Consider the following 19,428-nt stretch of genomic DNA (forward strand, 5'->3'; position numbering starts at 1 on the left):
GCTATCGCCAAATACGGCCCGCGCCGAAGGCTTACCGATTTGGCGCAAGCCGTATCGCCGCGCCGCCGCCCGGCGCGAGCCAGAGCTTGTAGCTGTCGCCCTTCTTCACCTTGATCGTTTCATAGGCGATGCGGTGGCGCGCGTCGGTCAGATAGGTCGCGCCCTCGCCATCCTTCCAGACCGTCGCAGTATAGGTTTTGCCCGGCTCCAGGAAATCGAAGTCCAGCGTCAGCGTGCGTTCGGTCGCATCATTGACCCCGCCGACATACCAGTCGGCGCTGTTCCGGTCCTTGCGCGCGAAGATCGCATAATCGCCGACCTCGCCCGCGATCAGCTTGCTTTCGGCCCAGTCGGCGGGAACCTGTTTGATGAAAGCCAGTTCGCGCGGATGCGCCTCCAGGCTTTCGATGAAATCGGCCGCCATCTGGATCGGCGAATAGATGGCAAGATAAAGGCCGAGCTGCTTGGCGAGGGTCGATGCGAACGGCGCCTTGTTCGATCCCTCGAGGCTCAGCACACCCGGCGTATAGTCCATCGGTCCCGACAACATCCGCGTGTAGACGAGCGTCGGTTCATGGTCGGGACCGCTGCCGAAGTCACTCCAGGCATTATATTCCATGCCCCGCGCCCCCTCACGCGCGACCCAGTTGGGATAGGTGCGGCGAAGCCCGGTGTCCTTTACGGGCTCGTGCGGGTTGACCGCGACCTTGTACTTCGCGGCGGTCTGGACGACCTTCAAATGGTGCTGCACCTGCCGCTGGCCGTCGTGCCATTCCATGCGCGTCGTCCCGGGCGTGTCGCCGGGCGCGATGATCCCGCCGGCATCGGCGACATAGCCGGTCTTCACCGCCTTGACGCCAAGCTGTCCATAAAGCTTCATCGCATCGTCGAGCTGCGCCTCGTAAACCGCAATACTGCCGCCGGTTTCATGATGGCCGATCAGCGTCACGCCCTTCTTTCGCGCGTAATCCGTGACCGCCTTCAGGTCGAAATCGGGATAGGCTTCGGTGAAGCTGAACTCGTCGCCATGGCCGAACCAGTTGCCGTTCCAACCCTTGTTCCAACCCTCGACCAGCACGCCGCCGAAGCCGTGCTTCGCCGCGAAATCGATATATTGCTTCGTACGCTCCGTCGTCGCGCCGTGCTGCGGGCCCTCGGCCCAACTCCACGGACCGCGGATCATACCCCACCAGATGCCGATATATTTCATCGGCTTGACCCAGCTTACATCGCCAAGCTTGTTCGGTTCGTTGAGGTTGAGTTCAAGGTCGCTTTCGACGAGGCCCGCCGCATTGTCGGCGATGCGGATGGTGCGCCAGGGCGTGTTGAACGGCAGGTCGCGGATCACCCGCGGGCCCTGCGAAGAGGGCGACAGTGTCGCGCGGAACTTGCGCCCCTCGACACGTTTGAACCACATGCCAGCATAATCGACGAGCGCTGCCTCGTGGAACGCCAGATGGGTTCCGTCGTCGAGCTTCATCGTGATGGGGGTGTGTGCGGTCGCTACGCCCTCGATCGGCGTCTTTTGATAGATTTGTTCGTACCGGTTCCACTCGCCGCCGGTGATCCACCATGCGGTGCCGTGGGGCGCGATATCGAATTCGGTGAACTCGTCGCCGATCTTCGCGGTCTTCAGCCCCGCCTGTTCGGGCAGCTCGTAACGGAAACCGATGCCGTCGTCGAACAGGCGGAAACGGACATTCATCGCGTGCCCGCCCCAGCTCTCAGTCTGGCGAAAGCGCACGAGCAGTTCATTGTGCCGGTCGCGGACGAAGCGCCGTTCGCCCCAGGGCTGTTCCCAGCGTGTGTCGCCGTTCGCCCGCTCCGAACCCGCGATGGTAAAGCCGCGCTGCAGGCCGATCCCGTCGGTCAGGGTGAAACCGAGCTTCGACGGGGCAATGAGGAGCTTGCCCTTGCGCGACAGCGACCATGTCGGGCGCTGATCGCTGTCGGTCGAAACGGAGAGGACGATGCTGCCATCGGGCGAGGTCGCGGTCAGCGGCGCTTCCTGCGCGGCGGCGGGGGCCGCAATGGCGGCGGCGAGGAACAACAGGTTACGCATCAGTTCGTGTCTTTCATTTCGAGCCAGAGCGCGCCGGCGGCAGGCAATTGCCCGGCGTCGGCGCCGTTCACCGCCAGCAGCAATTTGCCGCCGGCGGTATGCGCGGCAACGTTCGCAGGCGCCGCGCCGAAATTGAAGAGGCAGCGGATATGCTGCCCGCCCGCGACCCGGTCGAAGCCGAGCAAATCGCCTTCGACCACCCAGCGGCCATTTGCGCCCTCGCGCAGCGCGGCGTTCGCGGCGCGCAGCGCAATCAGCCGCCGCGTATGCGCGAGCATCGAGTGCGGGTCGGCGTCCTGCCGGTCGACCGCTAGCGCAGCATGCGCAGTGCCGAGCGGCAGCCATGGTTCGGCGCTGGAGAAGCCGGCGTGGACCGCCTCCGCGACCCACGGCAGCGGCGTCCTCGCACCGTCGCGCGACAGCGTCAGCGGCCAGTTCTTCAGCGCTTCGGGATCCTTGACCAGCTCGAACGGAATCTCGACCTGATCGAGCCCCAATTCCTCGCCATTATAGAGGATGATATTGCCGCGAAGCGCACAGAGCAGCGCCATCTTCATCCGCGCAAAGGCTTGCGGGTCGACACCCGGGGGCGTCCAGCGCGATACCGCGCGCGGCGCGTCGTGATTCTCGAACGCCCAACTCGGCCAGCCCGTGCCAGGCGTGTCGGGCCAGGCGTCGGCCGCCTCGCGCACCAGCGTGGGCGTGAGCCGGTCGGCATAGAGAAAGTTGAAGCCGTATGCGCTGTTGAGCCGTCCCTCGCCCGCGGTGAAGCTCTTCATCTCGCGCAGCGCGTCGTCGCCGCCGACTTCGGCGACGGTGAAACGGCTGGGGTAGCGATCGGTCAGCGCGCGGATACGTTCGAGGAACAGCGGGATGTCGGGGTGCGACTGGTTGTAAATTTTTTGCTGAAAGTCGAACGGCCGGGTGCGCGGCTTGTTCGATGGCGGGGCGGGCGGATTGTCGCGCAATTCGGGATCGTGCATCGAAAAATTGATCGCATCGATGCGGAACCCGTCGACGCCGCGGTCGAGCCAGAAGCGCACGACATCGAGCAGCGCATCCTGAACCGCGCGGTTATGGACGTTGAGTTGCGGTTGGCTGGTAAGGAAATTGTGCAGATAATATTGGCCGCGCCGCGCGTCCCACGTCCATGCCGGGCCGCCGAACACCGACTGCCAGTTCGTCGGCGGCGAGCCGTCGGCTTTCGCGTCGGCCCAGACATACCAGTCGGCCTTGTCGCCATGCTTGCCCGCGCGGCTTTCGGCGAACCATTGGTGGTGGTCGGACGTGTGCGCAAAGACCAGGTCCGTCGTGACCTTCAGTCCAAGCGCATGCGCCTTTTCGACCAGCGCGTCGAAATCGGCGAGCGTCCCGAAAATCGGGTCGACGCCGCAATAATCTGCGATGTCATATCCGAAATCGTCCATCGGTGAGGGGTAGAAGGGCGAAAGCCAGATCGCATCGACGCCGAGCGAGGCGATATGGTCGAGCCGCGCGGTGATGCCCGCAAGGTCGCCGACGCCGTCGCCGTTCGAATCGGCGAAGCTGCGCGGATAGACCTGATAGATCACCGCGCCCTTCCACCAAGGGGCCTGGGTGGCGGCCGGGATCGGATCCTGAACGAGGGGCTGGTTCGTCGTCACACGCACTTTCGCTTATTCGCTGGCCTGGCAGATGATCGTGCCGAAGGCGGGGAGGGACAGATGGAGGCTGCCCGGCGCGGTGGGTGCCGCGGGGCAGTCGCCGTGGAGCGCGGTAAAGCCCGCGCTTTTCATATCGATGGCAATATTCGCCGACAACGGCGTCGCAGACGTATTGAAGGCGAGCAGCACCTCGCGGCCGGTATCGGGATCGAAGCGCGATACCGCGAGCACGCCGGGCTTTTCCGAAAAGGCGCGGACCTTTGTCGCACCGCGCGTGAGCGCGGGGGTCTTGCGCCGGATTTCGGACAGCGCCGCGATATGGCGATAGAGCGGATGCGCGGGATCGAAGTTTGCGATCGCGGTCGTCGCGTCACTGCCGATCAGGTCATTGTCGTTATAGGCCGCAACGTTTGAAGCGAACATATCCTCGCGCGCGAGTTGATCCTTGTCGTCCGAGACGAACCCCTGCTCATCCCCATAATAGATCGTCGGCACCCCGCGCAGCGTCAGCAGCATGGCGTGGCCCAGCATGACGCGCTGAAGCAGCTCGGCCTCGCTAGCCCCGGGGTTCGCCGCTTTCACGAACATTGAAAAGCGGCCCATGTCATGATTCCCAAGGAAGGTCGGCAGCCCGAGCGCCGCCTCTGCCCCGCCCTTGTAGAGCGCGTCGCCGTCGAAGAGACGCGCGAACTGGTCGGTGCCCTTCGTCCCGCTCACCGCGTCGATCGCGGCGCGCGCGAAACCAAAGTCGAGCACTGCGGGCAAGCCCGCCGCATGCGTGTACCAGGCGAGCGCGCCCGGATCGACGGCATCGACATAGACTTCGCCAAAGATGTGGAAATTGGGAATGCCTCGCGCCTTCGCCCGCGCCTGCATAGCGGGGACGAAGGCCTGCCAGAATTCGGGGTTCACATGCTTGGCGGTATCGATGCGAAAGCCGTCGATGCCGAATTCGTCGATCCAGCGGCCATAAATATCGATGAAGCCCTCGACGACGCGCGGATGTTCGGTCGCAAGGTCGTCGAGCCCGGCAAAATCGCCATAGAGTGCCGATTCCCCGACCCAGTCGCTGTTGCCGCGGTTGTGATAATAGATCGGGTCGTTGAGCCAGGCGGGGACCTTCACCCGCTCCTCGCCCTTCGGGACGAGGGGCGTGTAGGCGAACGCCGGGTCGGTCAGCTTTTTCCAGTTCTCGGCATCGGCGACATGATCGCCCGCGAAGCCCGGATTGATCGGCGCACCCTTCACGCCGCCGCGCCGCGAGTAGGGATAGTCGGCGAGGCTGCGGTAGCGGAAGCCTCCGGGGGCATTTTCTTTGTAGGTGATGACGTCGGCGGTGTGGTTGGCGATGATATCCATATAGACCTTCATCCCGCGCGCGTGCGCCGCGTCGACAAAGGCCTTGAACTCGGCGTTGGTGCCGAAATGCGGGTCGACCTGCGTGAAGTCGGTGACCCAATAGCCGTGATAGCCCGCGCTCTCGTCGCCCTTCGGCCCCTGTACGGGCTTGTTCTTGAAGATCGGCGCGAACCAGATCGCGGTCGTCCCCATGCCCTGGATATAATCGAGCCGCTTGGTCAGCCCCGCAAGGTCGCCGCCGTGGAAGAAACCCTTGGCGGTCGGGTCATAGCCGGTCCGGAGCCGGTCGCCCTTCAGTCCGCCGCGGTCATTCCGTGCGTCCCCATTCTCGAAGCGGTCGGGAAGGACGAAATAGATGATCTCGTCCTCGGGCGGGCGCTGGCGGTAATCCGCGGCGGGCGCAGCGCCCGACAGGCTCAGCGCGATGATCGATGCGAGCAAGCTCATGCGGGCACTCCTGCCGCGCAATGTTGCGCGATGAAATCGTCGTGGCGGGGTAGTTGCGACGCCGCGCGCGCGACGATCGTTTCGATGTCGGCGAAAAAGCCCGCCAGTTCGTCGCGGGTGAGTTGATCGGCCATCGGATGATAGCTCTCCGGCATGATATTCTGGCCGGTCAGCACCTGGAACCAGCCGATCTCGACGAACAGTTCGTCGCCTTCGCGAACGATCTGGCCCTGGCTCCGAAAAAGCTCGATCTTTCGCGCCAACGTCTCCGGAATCGCCATCTCGCGGCAGCGGATCCAGAAGGGCGAGTCGGTGCGCTGGTTGGCATGATAGTGGAGGATGACGAAGTCGCGGATGCGTTCGTAATCAAAGCGCACGCGCCGGTTATAGGCATCGATATTGGCGGCATCGAAATCGCGATCGGGGAAGTGCGCGAGCAATTTGGCGATGCCATTCTGGATCAAATGGATGCTCGTCGATTCGAGCGGTTCGAGGAAACCTGAGGCGAGGCCCAATGCGACGACATTTCTATTCCAGGCCTGCTTGCGCATCCCGGTGCGGAAGCGAAGCGTTCGCGGCTCGGCGAGAGGGCGGCCTTCGACATTGGCGAGCAGGATCGCCGTCGCTTCGTCCTCGCTGACGAAGTCGCTGCAAAAGACATGGCCGTTACCCGTCCGGTGCTGGAGCGGGATGCGCCACTGCCAGCCGGACTTGTGCGCGATCGCCTGCGTATAAGGCCGCGCCGGGCCCGGATTTTCACTCGGCACCGCGATCGCACGGTCGCAGGGAAGCCAGTGTGTCCAGTCCTCGAAGCCGGTTTCGAGCGCCCCCTCGATCAGCAGCGCGCGAAAGCCCGAACAGTCGATGAAAAGCTCGCCTTCGATCGCGGTGCCGTCTTCCAGCACGACGGCTTGGACATGGCCGCTATCACCGTCCTTGCGGACACGGGCGATCTTGCCTTCGGTGCGTCGAACCCCGGCGGCTTCGGCGAGCTTGCGCAGATAGGCGGCATAAAGCGCAGCATCGAAATGAAAGGCATAAGCGATGCCGTCGAGGCTCGTATTCGGGATCTGCGGCAGCCGGGCAAAGCGGCTCTGGCGCCCCGCGGTTTCGTTAAGCGAATAATCGCCGAGGCGGCCCGCGACACCTTCGTTCCGGCCGCGGAGCCAATATTGCTGGAACGGCAGCATTCCCAGGCTGCGCCCAATCTGCCCGAAGGCGTGCATATAGACATCGCCGAGCCGGCCCCAGTCGTGGAACTGGATCCCGAGTTTGAACGTCCCGCCCGTTTCGCGGATGAATTCATTCTCGTCGATGCCGACCAGCGCGTTGAACAGACGGATTGCGGGAATCGTCGCCTCGCCAACCCCGACGGTGCCGATTTCGTCGCTTTCGACCAGCCGGATCGACAGATTGTCGATCGTCCGCGACAGCGCCGCGGCGGCCATCCAGCCTGCGGTGCCGCCGCCGACGATGACGACCTTCGTGATGCGACTGTCGCCCACCCTGTTCCTTCCTCTCGTCCGGAAGCGGGCCGGACGTGTCCGCCGGCCCGCTCATCCCGTCAGAACTTGTAAGTGATACCGGCCATCAAGTTGCGACCATAATTCTGATAATCGCGGATCTGGCGCGGGTCATTGTTGTAATAGGTCACGAAGGGCTCGTTGGTGAGGTTCGATGCCTGCAACAGGATGCCCAGCCCTTCGAGCGCGCCGCTCTGGAAGGTGTAACCAACCTGTGCGTCGACGACGAACTCGCTCTTGGCCATGAACATGTCGCGGGCGAGGCTGATCGTCGAGACTTCCGCGAGGAATTTCGAACGGTAGCGACCTGATGCACGCACCTGGAAGCCCGCTTTCTCGAAATAGGCGGTCCCGTTCAGGACCCATTTCGACAGGCCGGGCATCGAGATCGGGTCCTCCCCGCCCTCGCGCACGCGGCTCTTGGTATAAGAGGCGCTGCCGAGCACCCCGAAGCCGTCGAGCGATTGGGTGAAGTTGGCGAAGGGCAGCGAGAAGGACGCTTCGGCACCATAAACGCGCCCGGCATTACCGTTCAGCCACTGCTTGCTGAGACCCGCCCGCGTGCCCACCGTTCCGCCGTCGGGAACCTCGAAGTCGGTGAAGTCGAACGGATTGACCTGACGATAGATGTAATTTTCGAGATATTTGTAGAAGCCGCCGATCGAGACATAGCCGCCCTGGCCGAAATATTTCTCAAGCCCGATATCGACCGTGTCGGCCATCAGCGGACGCAGCTTTGCGTTGCCGAGGTCGAGTGACCAGGGCGAGGCGTTGACGTCGGTGTTGTTGCGCTTCGACGTGTCGAAATTGACGCCGCCGCCGGGCTTCAACTGGTCCATGCGCGCCCGCGCCAGAACGCGCGCGGCACCGAAACGCAGGAAGGTATTGTCGGCGAACTCGACCGACAGGTTCAGGCTGGGCAGGATGTCGGTATATTTGGTGCCGTCGGTGACCGGCGTCGACTGGGTCACGCCGCCGACGACCTGCGCATAGAAGCTGGAGCCCGTCTGATCCGAGTGGACGATCTGAACGCCGACATTGCCGCGGATCGGGGTGCTGCCCGCATCGGCGTCGAAATTCGCCTGGACGAAGCCGGTCAGCACCTTTTCGCGGATCGTATAGTCGTTGAATACGCGCGCCGGATCGAAGCCTGCACCGTCGGTCAGATTATAGTTATCGTCATTGTAAAAGCGCCAGCTATCGAATGCGACCATGCCGGGGATCCCGATGAAATCGAGCGACACCGGGTCGTAGAGATAATCGGCGGGCACGGGCGTGTTCGCCGGATAATTCTTGCTGGTCAGCACGAAGCCGCGGTCGTCGAGGCTCTTCTTGCGGTCCGAATAATTAGCGCCGACGCGGATGCTGCTGAGTACACCGTCAAGTTCCTGCGTCGCCTGCAGGCGCAGCGATTTTAGCTGATCCTTGACGCGCGGCGTGTTGACGAAGCCGTCCTGGCAGTTGGGAACCGCGCCGCCGCAGCTGTTCCAGCCCTGCGGATCGGTGATCACGAACAGGTTGGGATCGGAATAGTCGAGCGACGGATCGAACATGATCCCGCCGTTCGGGCGCATTTCGAAGCCCAGCGCCGTTTCGCGCGCACCGACGCCCTGTCCGCGGCCGGTGCCGAGATAGATTTCGAGATTTTCCTCGGTCTTCTTGATCCGCGAATAGCCAAGGTCGAGTTCGAGCGTCAGTTTCTCATTCGGCTTGAACTGCGCGTTCCAGCCGCCGGCGATGATCGTCGAGTCGCGATGGACGACGTCGTTGCGCATCACCGCCTCGGTCCCCGTCCAGACGCCCTTCGTCACCAGCCCGTCCTCAATGGTGAAGCCGGGCTGCAGCGTCGAATTGCCCCAGAAGAGCGGGAATTCGATGCCGCGCAGGCGCTGTTCATCCTTGAACTTCGACCAATAGCCGTCGATCGTCGTGTGGAACTTGTCGCTCGGTTCCCATTCGACGACCGCCATCACGCCGTCGCGCTTCAACTCGTTCGATTTCACATAGGGCTTGGCACCGCCAATGATGAAGGCGGTGTTCGTGCCGTCGGTCGCCTCGGGATAGCCCCACGCGTTGAAGCGTTCCTCGGCGGTCGGCGACTGCATGCGCGCGTAACCGATCGCCCAGCCGAGCGTGCCGTCGGCATTCTGGTCGATGTAGGAGATATTGGCGCGATAACCCTTGTTCGAGATGTCGGGATTGAGTTTGCCGAGATCGTTGATCTCGAAACGCGCGCCCGCGGCGATCGCGCGCTTGCCATAGGCGAGCGGCCGCACCGTCCGCATGTCGATCGTGCCGCCGATCGCCTGCCCGATCAGCGACGCGTCGGGGGTCTTGTAGACGATGGCTCCGTTCAGCAATTCGGACGGATATTGGTCCAGCTCGACGCCGCGGTTGTTGCTCGCCGAAACCTGTTCGCGGCCGTTGAGCAAGGTTGTGGTGAAATCAGGGGCGAGGCCCCGGATCGACACGACATTGGCACGGCCGTCGAGGCGCTGGGTCGCGAGACCCGGCAGGCGCGACAGCGATTCCGCGATCGACAGGTCGGGCAGCTTGCCGATGTCTTCGGCCGAGACGACCTCGACGATCGAGGTGTTCGCCTTCTTTGCCTGGACCGAATTGTTGATCGCCCCGCGGATACCGCTGACGACGATCTCGCCTTCGGCGGGCGCTTCGTCGACGGGCGCCGTACCGGCATCCTGCGCCATCGCGGCGGCAGGCAGCAATGCGGTCAAGGCGAAGCCGAGCGCGATGGCGCTGGCACCTCGGCGAAGATTTGTCGACATGGTCATATCTGGCTCCCCTGGCACGGACGGGTGGTCTTAACTCATGCACCGGGAGGGGGACGCGATGCGTCCGTCAGGCTCCTCTCCGACACGTGGGCTTTCCCATCTTGAGCCTCGCAATTGAAACCAATCACGACGCGCCGCCATAGGGTATACGTATACGCATAATATGCAGCGCTGCGCCCTGTCGCAGAAATACAACGCTTTCCGGACCGAAAACCGCGGAAATCGAGCGGTGCAATTTCTTGGCATCCACCAGACCAATCGCTAGTCTCCAGCGTCAGCGGCGACCACCGACAAGGCCGCCGCGTCAGGGAGAGAGACATGGGGCGTCAGCCCTCGGCCAAGCCGACGAGTTTCGACATCGCCTATCTGGCGGGCGTCTCGCAACCCACGGTATCGCGCGCGCTGCGCGGCAGCAAATCGGTGAGCGCGGCCACCCGCGCGAACATCGAACGCATAGCGCGCGAACTCAACTACACGGTCGACAAAAACGCATCGAGCCTGCGCTCGCAACGCACCCACACGCTCGCGCTGCTCTTCTTCGAGGATCCGAATCCCGACGAATCGATGATCAACCCCTTTTTCCTGTCGATGCTGGGGTCGATCACGCGCGAATGCGCACGCCGCGGCTATGACCTGCTCATCAGTTTCCAGCAGATGCACAACGACTGGCACGTCACCTATCAGGACAGCCACCGGTCGGACGGGATCATCCTGCTCGGTTATGGCGATTATCAGCTTTACCTGACCAAGCTCGAGCATCTGGTCGAGATGGGGACCAAGTTCGTGCGTTGGGGATCGGTATCCGAAGACGGTATCGGCCTCACCGTCGGTTCGGACAATGTCGGCGCGGGCGAACAGGTGGGTGCGCATCTGGTCGAGATCGGGCGGCGGAAGATCGCCTTCCTCGGCGACGCATCGGACCATGCGCCGGAGTTTCAGGATCGCTACGACGGGCTTTGCCGCGCGATGCGCGACGCCGGGCTCGAACCCGACCCGGCGCTGCAGCGCGATGCGGTGTCATCGGAGGATTCGGGCCATGCGGCCGCCACGTCGCTGATCCAAAGCGGCGAACCCTTCGACGCGATTTTCGCCGCGAGCGACCTGATCGCCATCGGCGCGATGCGCGCCCTCGCCGAAGCCGGTCTCGGCATGCCGCACGATGTTGCGATCATCGGCTTCGACGACATCCCGGCCGCCAGCCTGACGTCGCCGACACTGACCACGGTGATGCAGGATATGAAGGGTGCGGGCACCTTGCTCGTCGACGCGTTGCTCGCGCGGATCGAGGATCGGCCGGTCGAACAGCGCATTTTGCCGGCGCGGCTTATCCGGCGACAGAGCACGGCGGTTTGACGAAGCATCGTCTGTGCATTGGGATGGAAAGCGGGCGTTCAGTCACCCACTTCCGTCATCCCGGGCTTGACCCGGGATCCCGCTTTTTTTGACGCACTCACTGCCTTCGGTATCAAGCGAGACCCCGGATCAAGTCCGGGGTAACGAAGAAAGGAGGACTGCTCCCGGCCGTTGGCGCCCCCACGTATTCGTATACGTAACCCCGCCACGCTTGCTCTCTTCCGCGCGCGCTGCAACACCCCGGCGCAACGGACGCCGCGACCGACGGCGCCCAGGGGAGACGCATGATGGAAAAGCCGCGCCAGGGCTTCGCCGGCCTTTGGAATATCAGTTTCGGCTTTTTCGGCATCCAGATCGGCTTCGCGCTGCAGAATGCGAATATGAGCCGCATCTTCCAATCGCTTGGCGAGGATATCGAAAAGCTCCCCGGCCTGTGGGTGGCGGCGCCGCTGACCGGCCTGCTCGTCCAACCGATCATCGGCCATATGAGCGACCGAACCTGGTTCGGCCGTCTCGGCCGCCGCCGCCCCTATTTTCTTGCCGGCGCGATCCTCGCCGCGATCGCGCTGTTCGTGATGCCCGAAAGCCCGGCGATCTGGTTCGCGGCGATGACATTGTGGATCCTCGACGCCTCGCTCAATATTTCGATGGAGCCCTTCCGCGCCTTCGTCGGCGACATGCTGCGCAAGGATCAGCACAGCGTCGGCTATGCTGTGCAGACAGCGTTTATCGGTGCAGGTGCCGTTGTCGGATCGCTGTTTCCCACGCTGATGGAGGCGATGGGCGTCGCAAATGTGGCGCCGCCGGGGCAGATTCCCGATACGGTCCGCTATGCCTTCTGGTTCGGCGGGATAGCGCTGTTCCTCGCGGTTCTGTGGACCGTCGTCACGACCGACGAGTACAGCCCGGAGCAGATGGCGGCCTTCGATCCGCCGACCGTGGAGGACGCCCCGGCCATCCGTGCGCTTGCATCGCACAGCTATGCAAGCAGCCTCGGATGGATCGCGGCGGGTATCCTTGTGGTTCTGGCACAGGTCGAGCTTTCGCTTTTGCGCGAGGTGCTGCTGCTGGGCGCCTTGCTGGTCGGCTATGGCCTCGCGAGCATCGCCGCGATCGCGCTGGCGCGGCAGGGCAATGACACGAATATGCTGTCCAGCATCGTGGGCGATTTCTCCGGCATGCCGCCGCTGATGAAGCGCCTCGCACTCGTACAATTCTTCAGCTGGTCGGCGCTGTTCATCATGTGGATCAACACCACGCCGATCGTCGCCCAATATCATTTCGGGACCACCGATGCCGCCAGCGCGGCCTATCAGGACGCAGGCAACTGGGTCGGCGAATTGTTCGCAATCTATAACGGCGTCGCGGCGGTCGCGGCGCTGACCTTGCTCCCGTGGCTCGCTCGCCGCCTGGGACAAGCACGGACCCACATGATCGGCCTCGCCTGCGGCGCCGTCGGCTACGCCAGCTTCTTTGTGCTGCGCGATCCGTCGCAACTGATCGTGAGCGAGATTTTCATCGGCATTTTCTGGGCATCGGTCCTCGCGATGCCTTACGCGATCCTCGCCTCCAGCCTGCCCCAGGCAAAGCTTGGCATCTATATGGGGTTGTTCAACGTCTTCGTTGTCGTCCCGCAATTGCTCGTCGCAACCGTGATGGGCTCGATCATGAAATCGCTGTTCCCGGGCGAGCCCATCTATACGATGGCGTTCGCCGCCTTTACCCTGTTGCTGGCGCTGATTGCGATGGCGCGTGTCGGCCGGATCGTTCCCGCATCCGCAACGGAGGGACGAAGCTGACCGCTCGGCTCGATCCGGAAATCAGAACTGGTCCCTCAGCATCTCGCCGATCGAATTGTTGAAATGGCTTTCCATCGCGGCGCGGGCGCGCGCCGGGTCGCGATCCGAAATCGCTTCGGCGACTTCGCGGTGCAACGCGAGCGTTTCGTCGCGTTCCTCGCGTGTCGTCCGCCCCGCCCAGGCGCGCGGGATTGCAAGCGCCATCAATTGCTCGAACGAGCGGACGATCTGGTGGAAAAGCTGATTGCCGCTCGCCTCCGCGATCGTCTGGTGAAAGACGGTATCGGCGGCAGTACGCGCGGCCTCGTCATGTTCGACCGACAGGCCGTGCGCCGCGGTCAGGATCGCACGCGCCTGTTCGTCGCTGCGGTTGATCGCGGCGAGTTCGGCGGTGCGCAGTTCGAGCGTGCGTCGCACCTCCCAGACATCGGCGAGCGAGACTTGCGAAGTGTTCACCGCATGCCCCATCGAAGCGGCCATGACCGACCCGTCAATCGCACCGACGCGCGGTTTGCGGCCATTACCGACGTCGACGAGGCGGAGGGCAGCGAGCGCCCCGAACGCCTCGCGCATGACGGGGCGGCTCACCCCGAGCTGTTGCGCAAAGCTCCCCTCGCCCGGCAACGTGTCGCCGACCTTCAGGTCGTTGGTGCGGATGAAGTCGCGCACCGATTCGACCGCACGCTCGACGAGCGAGCCGCGCGCGCCGGGGTCGACCATCCCGCTCATGCTGCAACTCCGACGCGGCGCATCGCGGTGGGCGCCATGCCAAAGCGACGCGAGAAGGCCCGCGTAAAGCTGGCGTTGTTGAGATAGCCGCAGCGATAGCCGATGCTGGCCACCGGCAGATCGCTCGCCGCGAGCATCTGCCGCGCCTGACGCAGGCGGCGCTCGCTGAGCGCCTCGGCGATGCTGCATTGATAAAGCTCGCGAAAGCCGCGCGTCAGCTTGTCGCGGTTGATACCGCAGCTTTTGGCGATGTCGTCGATCGTCAGCTTCTCCTGCCAGCGGGTATCTACGATCCGGCGCGCGGCGGCGATGCGGGCGATATCGCTTTCGGTCAGGCTCGGCTGCCCTTCGACAGCGACAAGATTGCCGGCACGCAGCGCGGCGAAGAATTGGCAGAGAAGTTCGATACTGCGCGCGAGGCGGAGCGTGTCGGCCGCCGCCTCGTCGCTTTCGGGCGCAACGATCGACTGGCCGAGCGCGCGCAGGTCCGACGGCAGATACCAACGCGCGTCGGGATCGGGCATCTCGCCGAACAGGCGGCGGCATGCCGCGCGTGAGACGGCGATGACGAGCAGATGCTCTTCATTTTCGAGTTCGCGAAACGCCAGCGTGCGGACGACAGGCTCGCCGATATCGCCGAAGCCGAGCAACAGCGCATCGGGCGGCAGCAACAGCCGGTCGCAAGGACCGCGGCCGACATAGGTCGTCATTTCGGGCGACACGATCACTGGATGCTTTGACGGCATGGCACGATTCTCCCTGACGCCTTCTCTAGACCTATCTTATAGCTCTGACAATACCTATCTGATAGGTTCCGGCGCGCGGCGCATCGCAAGCAGAAAGGCGAAGAATGACAGCGCGCTGACGATGACGCCGACGAGCGCGAGCGCCTCTGCAAGCATGGTCTCTCCGCCCATCAACGCGCTGACACGCGTCACCACCCACGGCGCGAGGCCGAAGCCGATCAGCCCCGCTATCGCGATGAAGGCACCGATGCACAGGCCGCGAAGCTCGTTGGGAAGCAGCACGGTGAGCGCCACCGACACGACGAGCCCCGTCACTGCGCCGCACAGCGACATCACGCCGAGCGCGACCGCCAGGCCCGTCACGCTTGGCATTAGCGGGAACATCGCGGCGGGAACACCGATCCCCGCCGCGATGACCGCGCCCAGAAGAATGCCGCCGCGGCGGCGGCTTCTCTGTCCGATATCGGCCGAGAGCCCGCCCAGCACCGCGCCCGCAACGCCGGTGCCGAACATCAGCGCGCCGACCCAGCTCGCGAACTGCTGCGGTTGCAGCCCAAAGTCGCGCGACAATACGGGCGCGACCCAGACGGTCGCCGCGACATCGGCCATCACGACCGCGACCTGCCCGGCAAAAAGCGGCCCGAGAAATGCGCGGCGCGCCCAAAGTTCGGCGGCGACGACGCGGAACGGCGCATCGGGGCTGGCCTCGACCTCGCGCCGCGCCGGTTCGCGCAGGAACAGCAAGGGCAACAGGCACAGCGCGCTGATCGCAGCGAGCAGCACATGCGCTCCGCGCCATGGCGCGAGCCCGGCAAGCCAGCCCGGCGCAGAAAAATCGGCGAGTAGCCCGAACAGCCAGCCGGTGAGCGCAAAACCGAGCGCGACGCCCAGCGCCTTGCCCAGATTGACGATCAACATCGCGCGGCCGCGCTGTTCTGGCGCGCAAAAATCGGCGCAGAGCGAGAGTGCCGCGGTCAGCGATCCGGTCGACCCGATGCCGACGAGCATCCGCGCGGCAGTGAGCAACCCAGCGCTCGGCGCAAAGGCCGTGAGCAAGGTTCCCAGTGTCCAGAGCAGCGCGAGTCCGATCGTAAGCCGCACGCGGTTGCGCCGGTCGACGAGGATGCCGATCGGGATCGAGAAGAGCACCATAGGCACCGCAGCGCCGAGCCCCTGGATCAGCGCCAGCGCATCGTCGCTCAATGCGAGTTCGGCCTTGGCGCTTTCCTGGATCGTCCCGAAGCTGCCGAGCGCGGTGAAGCCCATCGTCGTTACCAGCGCGAGCAACAGCAGCGGGACGAGCGTCGCGGGCGCGGTCAAACGCGGGGCGGGCGCGCCGAGCGGTTCAGCGTGCGTCGCCATCACAGCGAAAAAATCTTGCCGGGGTTGAGCAGGTTCTGCGGATCGAGCGCGCGCTTGATCATCCGCATCTGTTCGACCGCATCGCCGAGTTCGGCGACGAGCCACTCCTGCTTGCCGATCCCGATGCCATGTTCGCCCGTGCACGTCCCGTCCATTGCGAGCGCGCGTTCGACGATGCGGGCGTTGATCGCCTCGACCTCCGCCATTTCGTCGGGCGCGTCGGGATCGATCGAAAAGATGACGTGAAAATTGCCGTCGCCGACATGGCCGAGGATCGTCGCGGGCACGCTCGACTGGTCGAGGTCGATGTGCGTTTGCGCGATACATTCGGCAAGGCGGCTGATCGGCACGCACACGTCGGTCGCCCATCCGATCGCGCCCGCGCGCATGTTGACCGCGGCATAATAGGCCTCGTGCCGCGCGCGCCACAGCTTGGTGCGTTCTTCGGGCAGGTTCGACCAGCTGAACGCGCTGCCGCCATTGGCTTCGGCGAGCGCCTTCACCGTTTCGACCTGTTCGGCGACGTTCGCGGCGCTGCCGTGAAACTCGAAAAAGAGCGTCGGGGCTTCAGGATAGTCGAGTTTCGACCAGCGGTTGACCGCGACCATCTGCTTTTTGTCGAGGATCTCGACGCGCGCGAGAGGAACCGCGCACTGGATCGACTGGACGACGGTATCGACCGCGCCGCCCAATGTATCGAAGCTGCACACCGCCGCCGAAATCGTATCGGGAACCGGATGCAGCCGCAGCGTCACTTCGGTGATGATCCCAAGCGTGCCTTCCGAACCGACATAAAGCCGCGTCAGATCATATCCCGCCGCCGACTTGCGCGCGCGGCGCGCGGTGCGGATCACCTTGCCCTGCGGCGTCACGATTTCGAGGCTGAGCACCGCATCCTTCATCGTGCCATAGCGCACCGCATTGGTGCCCGACGCGCGGGTCGACGCCATGCCGCCGATCGTCGCATTGGCGCCGGGGTCGATCGGAAAGAACAGCCCCTGATCACGCAGGTGGACGTTCAGTTCCTCGCGCCGCACCCCCGGCTGGACCACACAGTCGAAATCCTCGGCGTTCACCGCGATCACTCTGTCCATCTGACTCATGTCGAGCGAGATGCCGCCGTTGACCGTCAGCGCATTGCCCTCGATCGACGTCCCCGCACCGAAAGGCACGATCGGAATGTCGGCGGCCGAGCAGAGATTCACCAGCGCGACGACATCTTCGGTCGAATGCGCAAAGACGACGGCGTCGGGCAGCACGGGAGCGAAATGAGACTCGCTCGATCCATGCTGCCCGAGCACCGCCTGGCCGCGCTGGAAACGGTCCCCAAACCGTTGCTCCAACGCCGCCACCAGACCGGCGGGGAGCGGCTTGCGTTCCCCCGAATGCGCCGTCCCCGCCACGGTCAGAACTTCAGGCTCGCGCGCACGCCATAACGGCGGCGGTCGCCCGTGATGCCAAGGTCCGAGGCCGGCAGGCCCGCGAGCGCCAGCGTCGTCTGTTCGATATAGGATTCGAAATATTTGGTGTTGAAGATGTTGTTCGCGAACAACGCCACCTCGACCGGGCCGGTGCGATACGCGATCGACGCGTTGGTCAGCCAATAGCTGTCCAGGAAGGTCGGTGTCGTCTGGTTGAGCGTCGCGGCAAGGCGCTTGCCCTTGCCGACCAGTCCCGCGCTCAGCGTCAGGTCGCTGTCACCCCCGGTCTCGATCCGATAGTCGCTCGAAAAGCTGGCGGTCCAGTCGGGCTGGAAGGTCAGCCGGTCGGACGACAGCACGCGGCCCGTGGTCGCAGTATAGGCCGATGCGTCGGTGATGCGCGCATGCATCCAGGTGAAGGCGCCGTGCAGCGTCCACGCCTTTACCGGGCGGACCATCGCTTCGAGTTCGACACCATAGCTTTCGACATCCCCGGTGTTGAGATCGACGGTGACAAGCCCGCCGCCGATCGCCGGGGCGATCGAGTTGAGGCCGATATAATCCTTATAATCGCTATAAAAGACGGTGCCCGACAGGCTCATTCCCGGCGCAGCATATTTGGCGCCGGCTTCATAAGTCCATGCCGAGTCGCCCTTATACGTTCGCGTCGGCGCGGTCGGGGCGTTGAAGCCGCCGCCGCGATAGCCGCGCGCGACCGAGACATAGGTCATCAGGTCGGGGGTCCATTTGCGGGTGATCGACAGCTTCGGCTGCCATTCGTCCGACTTGATCTTGGCGGTTGGGACGATGCCGCCCGCCGTCGCGGTGCCGAGTATGGTCGTCGTGGCGGAGACGACCGAGCCGTTCGCGGTCCGATCTTCGTGGTCGAAGCGCAGGCCCGCCGCAATTTCCCAGTCGATGTTCGGCTTAAAGAAAAGCGTGCCAAAGGCTGCATAAGTATCGCCGACATTCTTCACGGCCGTGGTGCGCAGGATCGAAACCGGCCCCAGCACAGGATGCGTCAGGCGGATCGTGTCCTGCCCGCGCGCGCGCACCATCTCGTTCGAATAAAAGACGCCGAACAAAGTCGAGAATTGGTCCGACCATTCGCTGTCGAGCCGCGATTCGAGCGTCATCGTGCGCAGGCTGTCGCGCGCGATCGTCCGCACCGTGTCGGTCGGCCCGAAATCCCCCTCTCCATCGGGGGTAAAGCCGTTGCGCATATCATATGCGCCGATGACGCTGAGTTTCGAACCGCCGCCAAGATCGGCCTCGGCGCGCGCGTTGATGCCGCGATATTTGTACGAAACGCGGTTGATCGTGTTGAACTGGACGTCGCGGCGATAGTCGGTCGGCCCGCTGACGCGCGAATAGGGCGTGTTCACCCCGTCGACCCAATCATAATAGCCTTTGACGGTCAGCGCGAAGCCGTCCGACGGGGTAATCCGCAGCGTCGCGTTGACCGAGTCGGTGTTGAACGGGTTGGCGTTGCCGCCGATCACGCTATTCCGAAGGAAGCCGTCCTGCTGGCGGTGCGCGGCGGCGACGCGCAGCGCGACCTTGTCGGTAACGATGGGGCCAGAGACCGATCCCGACACCATCCAGCTATCGTCGGGACCGGCATAGCTGCCGTTCGCCCGGACCTCGAAATCATTGCCCGGCTGGCGCGTGATCACATTGATCGCGCCCCCCATCGTATTCTTGCCGTACAATGTGCCCTGCGGCCCGCGCAGCACTTCGATGCGGTCGACGTCGAGCAGCGGGTTGTTCAAATAAGCGGTGTTCGGCTGATAGATGCCGTCGATGAACAGGCCGACGCCCGGCTGCACCGACTGGACGAGCGTCACCCCGACGCCGCGGATCGACACGAAGGCGCGGCCGGTGCCGTCGCTGTTGATATTGAGACCCGGCGAGAGAACCGCAGCTTCGCGTACCGAGTTGAACCCGCGCGCGGTCAGCGTGTCGCCGGTGATCGCGGTGACGGCGATCGGCACGTCGGCCAGCGTTTCGTCGCGCTTGCGTGCGGTGACGACGATGATGCCGTCATCTTCGGTTTCGGCGGCAGCGGGCGTGGCAGCGCTATCCTGCGCAAAAGCGGGCGCGGCGCCTAAGGTAGCGGCCAAAACAAGCGTCGAAACAGCGGCAAATCGGAACTTGGTCATCAGGCATCCCCAAAAACGGCGGTCTTGGCC

The 19,428-nt window shown here is 64.1% G+C and carries 12 protein-coding genes; 2 read left to right on the top strand and 10 right to left on the bottom strand.

Annotated features, from left to right (window positions below; genetic code table 11):
* Window positions 1-31: 31 nt before the first annotated feature.
* From KEC45_RS15165 to KEC45_RS15185, 5 genes are read right to left on the bottom strand one after another with little or no spacing between them, the layout of a single operon-like run.
* The gene (locus tag KEC45_RS15165; RefSeq protein WP_062177165.1) at window positions 32-2,062 is read right to left on the bottom strand and encodes a glycoside hydrolase family 97 protein; all 2,031 of its coding nucleotides are present in this window, start codon (window positions 2,060-2,062) and stop codon (window positions 32-34) included.
* The gene (locus KEC45_RS15170; protein ID WP_083435637.1) at window positions 2,062-3,705 is read right to left on the bottom strand and encodes an alpha-glucosidase; all 1,644 of its coding nucleotides are present in this window, start codon (window positions 3,703-3,705) and stop codon (window positions 2,062-2,064) included. Before KEC45_RS15170 ends, KEC45_RS15165 begins: the two co-directional genes overlap by 1 nt.
* Before the next feature lie 12 nt (window positions 3,706-3,717).
* A complete protein-coding gene (locus KEC45_RS15175; protein ID WP_083435636.1) occupies window positions 3,718-5,511 on the bottom strand; it encodes an alpha-amylase family glycosyl hydrolase in 1,794 nt (597 codons plus the stop codon).
* Window positions 5,508-7,016 (bottom strand): tryptophan halogenase family protein, encoded by a 1,509-nt coding sequence (locus tag KEC45_RS15180; protein WP_083435635.1) that lies wholly within the window; start codon window positions 7,014-7,016, stop codon window positions 5,508-5,510. Before KEC45_RS15180 ends, KEC45_RS15175 begins: the two co-directional genes overlap by 4 nt.
* Window positions 7,017-7,075: 59 nt before the next feature.
* Entirely contained in the window at window positions 7,076-9,826 is a 2,751-nt protein-coding gene (locus tag KEC45_RS15185) for a TonB-dependent receptor (RefSeq protein ID WP_202966775.1), read from the bottom strand.
* Between the two features lie 318 nt (window positions 9,827-10,144).
* Here KEC45_RS15185 and KEC45_RS15190 point away from each other — a divergent pair, with 318 nt between their 5' ends.
* Together KEC45_RS15190 and KEC45_RS15195 are read left to right on the top strand one after the other, a co-directional pair.
* Window positions 10,145-11,179 (top strand): LacI family DNA-binding transcriptional regulator, encoded by a 1,035-nt coding sequence (locus KEC45_RS15190; protein WP_062177156.1) that lies wholly within the window; start codon window positions 10,145-10,147, stop codon window positions 11,177-11,179.
* Between the two features lie 287 nt (window positions 11,180-11,466).
* Entirely contained in the window at window positions 11,467-12,978 is a 1,512-nt protein-coding gene (locus KEC45_RS15195) for an MFS transporter (protein ID WP_062183410.1), read from the top strand.
* Between the two features lie 21 nt (window positions 12,979-12,999).
* Here the strand turns inward: KEC45_RS15195 and KEC45_RS15200 are convergent, their stop codons facing one another.
* Genes KEC45_RS15200 through KEC45_RS15220 form a run of 5 tightly spaced genes read right to left on the bottom strand, consistent with a single transcriptional unit; the run spans window position 13,000 to window position 19,398 of the window.
* The gene (locus KEC45_RS15200) at window positions 13,000-13,707 is read right to left on the bottom strand and encodes a FadR/GntR family transcriptional regulator (RefSeq protein ID WP_062177153.1); all 708 of its coding nucleotides are present in this window, start codon (window positions 13,705-13,707) and stop codon (window positions 13,000-13,002) included.
* Entirely contained in the window at window positions 13,704-14,453 is a 750-nt protein-coding gene (locus tag KEC45_RS15205) for an AraC family transcriptional regulator (RefSeq protein WP_062177150.1), read from the bottom strand. Before KEC45_RS15205 ends, KEC45_RS15200 begins: the two co-directional genes overlap by 4 nt.
* Window positions 14,454-14,507: 54 nt before the next feature.
* Window positions 14,508-15,815 carry an MFS transporter gene (locus tag KEC45_RS15210; protein ID WP_252171130.1) on the bottom strand — a complete coding sequence of 436 codons (1,308 nt, stop codon included), beginning with the start codon at window positions 15,813-15,815 and terminating at the stop codon, window positions 14,508-14,510.
* Entirely contained in the window at window positions 15,815-17,224 is a 1,410-nt protein-coding gene (locus tag KEC45_RS15215) for an FAD-binding oxidoreductase (RefSeq protein ID WP_252172042.1), read from the bottom strand. Before KEC45_RS15215 ends, KEC45_RS15210 begins: the two co-directional genes overlap by 1 nt.
* The gene (locus KEC45_RS15220; RefSeq protein ID WP_252171131.1) at window positions 17,221-19,398 is read right to left on the bottom strand and encodes a TonB-dependent receptor; all 2,178 of its coding nucleotides are present in this window, start codon (window positions 19,396-19,398) and stop codon (window positions 17,221-17,223) included. Before KEC45_RS15220 ends, KEC45_RS15215 begins: the two co-directional genes overlap by 4 nt.
* Window positions 19,399-19,428: the final 30 nt, after the last annotated feature.

The organism is Sphingopyxis sp. USTB-05, from assembly GCF_023822045.1.
In the GTDB taxonomy this organism is placed as follows: Bacteria; Pseudomonadota; Alphaproteobacteria; order Sphingomonadales; family Sphingomonadaceae; genus Sphingopyxis.

What these genes read in the sequence shown, in the direction of transcription:
- KEC45_RS15165 (WP_062177165.1), bottom strand. Translation starts at nt 2,062, where the DNA reads ATGCGTAACCTGTTGTTCCTCGCCGCCGCCATTGCGGCCCCCGCCGCC.
- KEC45_RS15200 (WP_062177153.1), bottom strand. Translation starts at nt 13,707, where the DNA reads ATGAGCGGGATGGTCGACCCCGGCGCGCGCGGCTCGCTCGTCGAGCGT.
- KEC45_RS15190 (WP_062177156.1), top strand. Translation starts at nt 10,145, where the DNA reads ATGGGGCGTCAGCCCTCGGCCAAGCCGACGAGTTTCGACATCGCCTAT.
- KEC45_RS15185 (WP_202966775.1), bottom strand. Translation starts at nt 9,826, where the DNA reads ATGACCATGTCGACAAATCTTCGCCGAGGTGCCAGCGCCATCGCGCTC.
- KEC45_RS15220 (WP_252171131.1), bottom strand. Translation starts at nt 19,398, where the DNA reads ATGACCAAGTTCCGATTTGCCGCTGTTTCGACGCTTGTTTTGGCCGCT.
- KEC45_RS15205 (WP_062177150.1), bottom strand. Translation starts at nt 14,453, where the DNA reads ATGCCGTCAAAGCATCCAGTGATCGTGTCGCCCGAAATGACGACCTAT.
- KEC45_RS15195 (WP_062183410.1), top strand. Translation starts at nt 11,467, where the DNA reads ATGGAAAAGCCGCGCCAGGGCTTCGCCGGCCTTTGGAATATCAGTTTC.
- KEC45_RS15175 (WP_083435636.1), bottom strand. Translation starts at nt 5,511, where the DNA reads ATGAGCTTGCTCGCATCGATCATCGCGCTGAGCCTGTCGGGCGCTGCG.
- KEC45_RS15210 (WP_252171130.1), bottom strand. Translation starts at nt 15,815, where the DNA reads ATGGCGACGCACGCTGAACCGCTCGGCGCGCCCGCCCCGCGTTTGACC.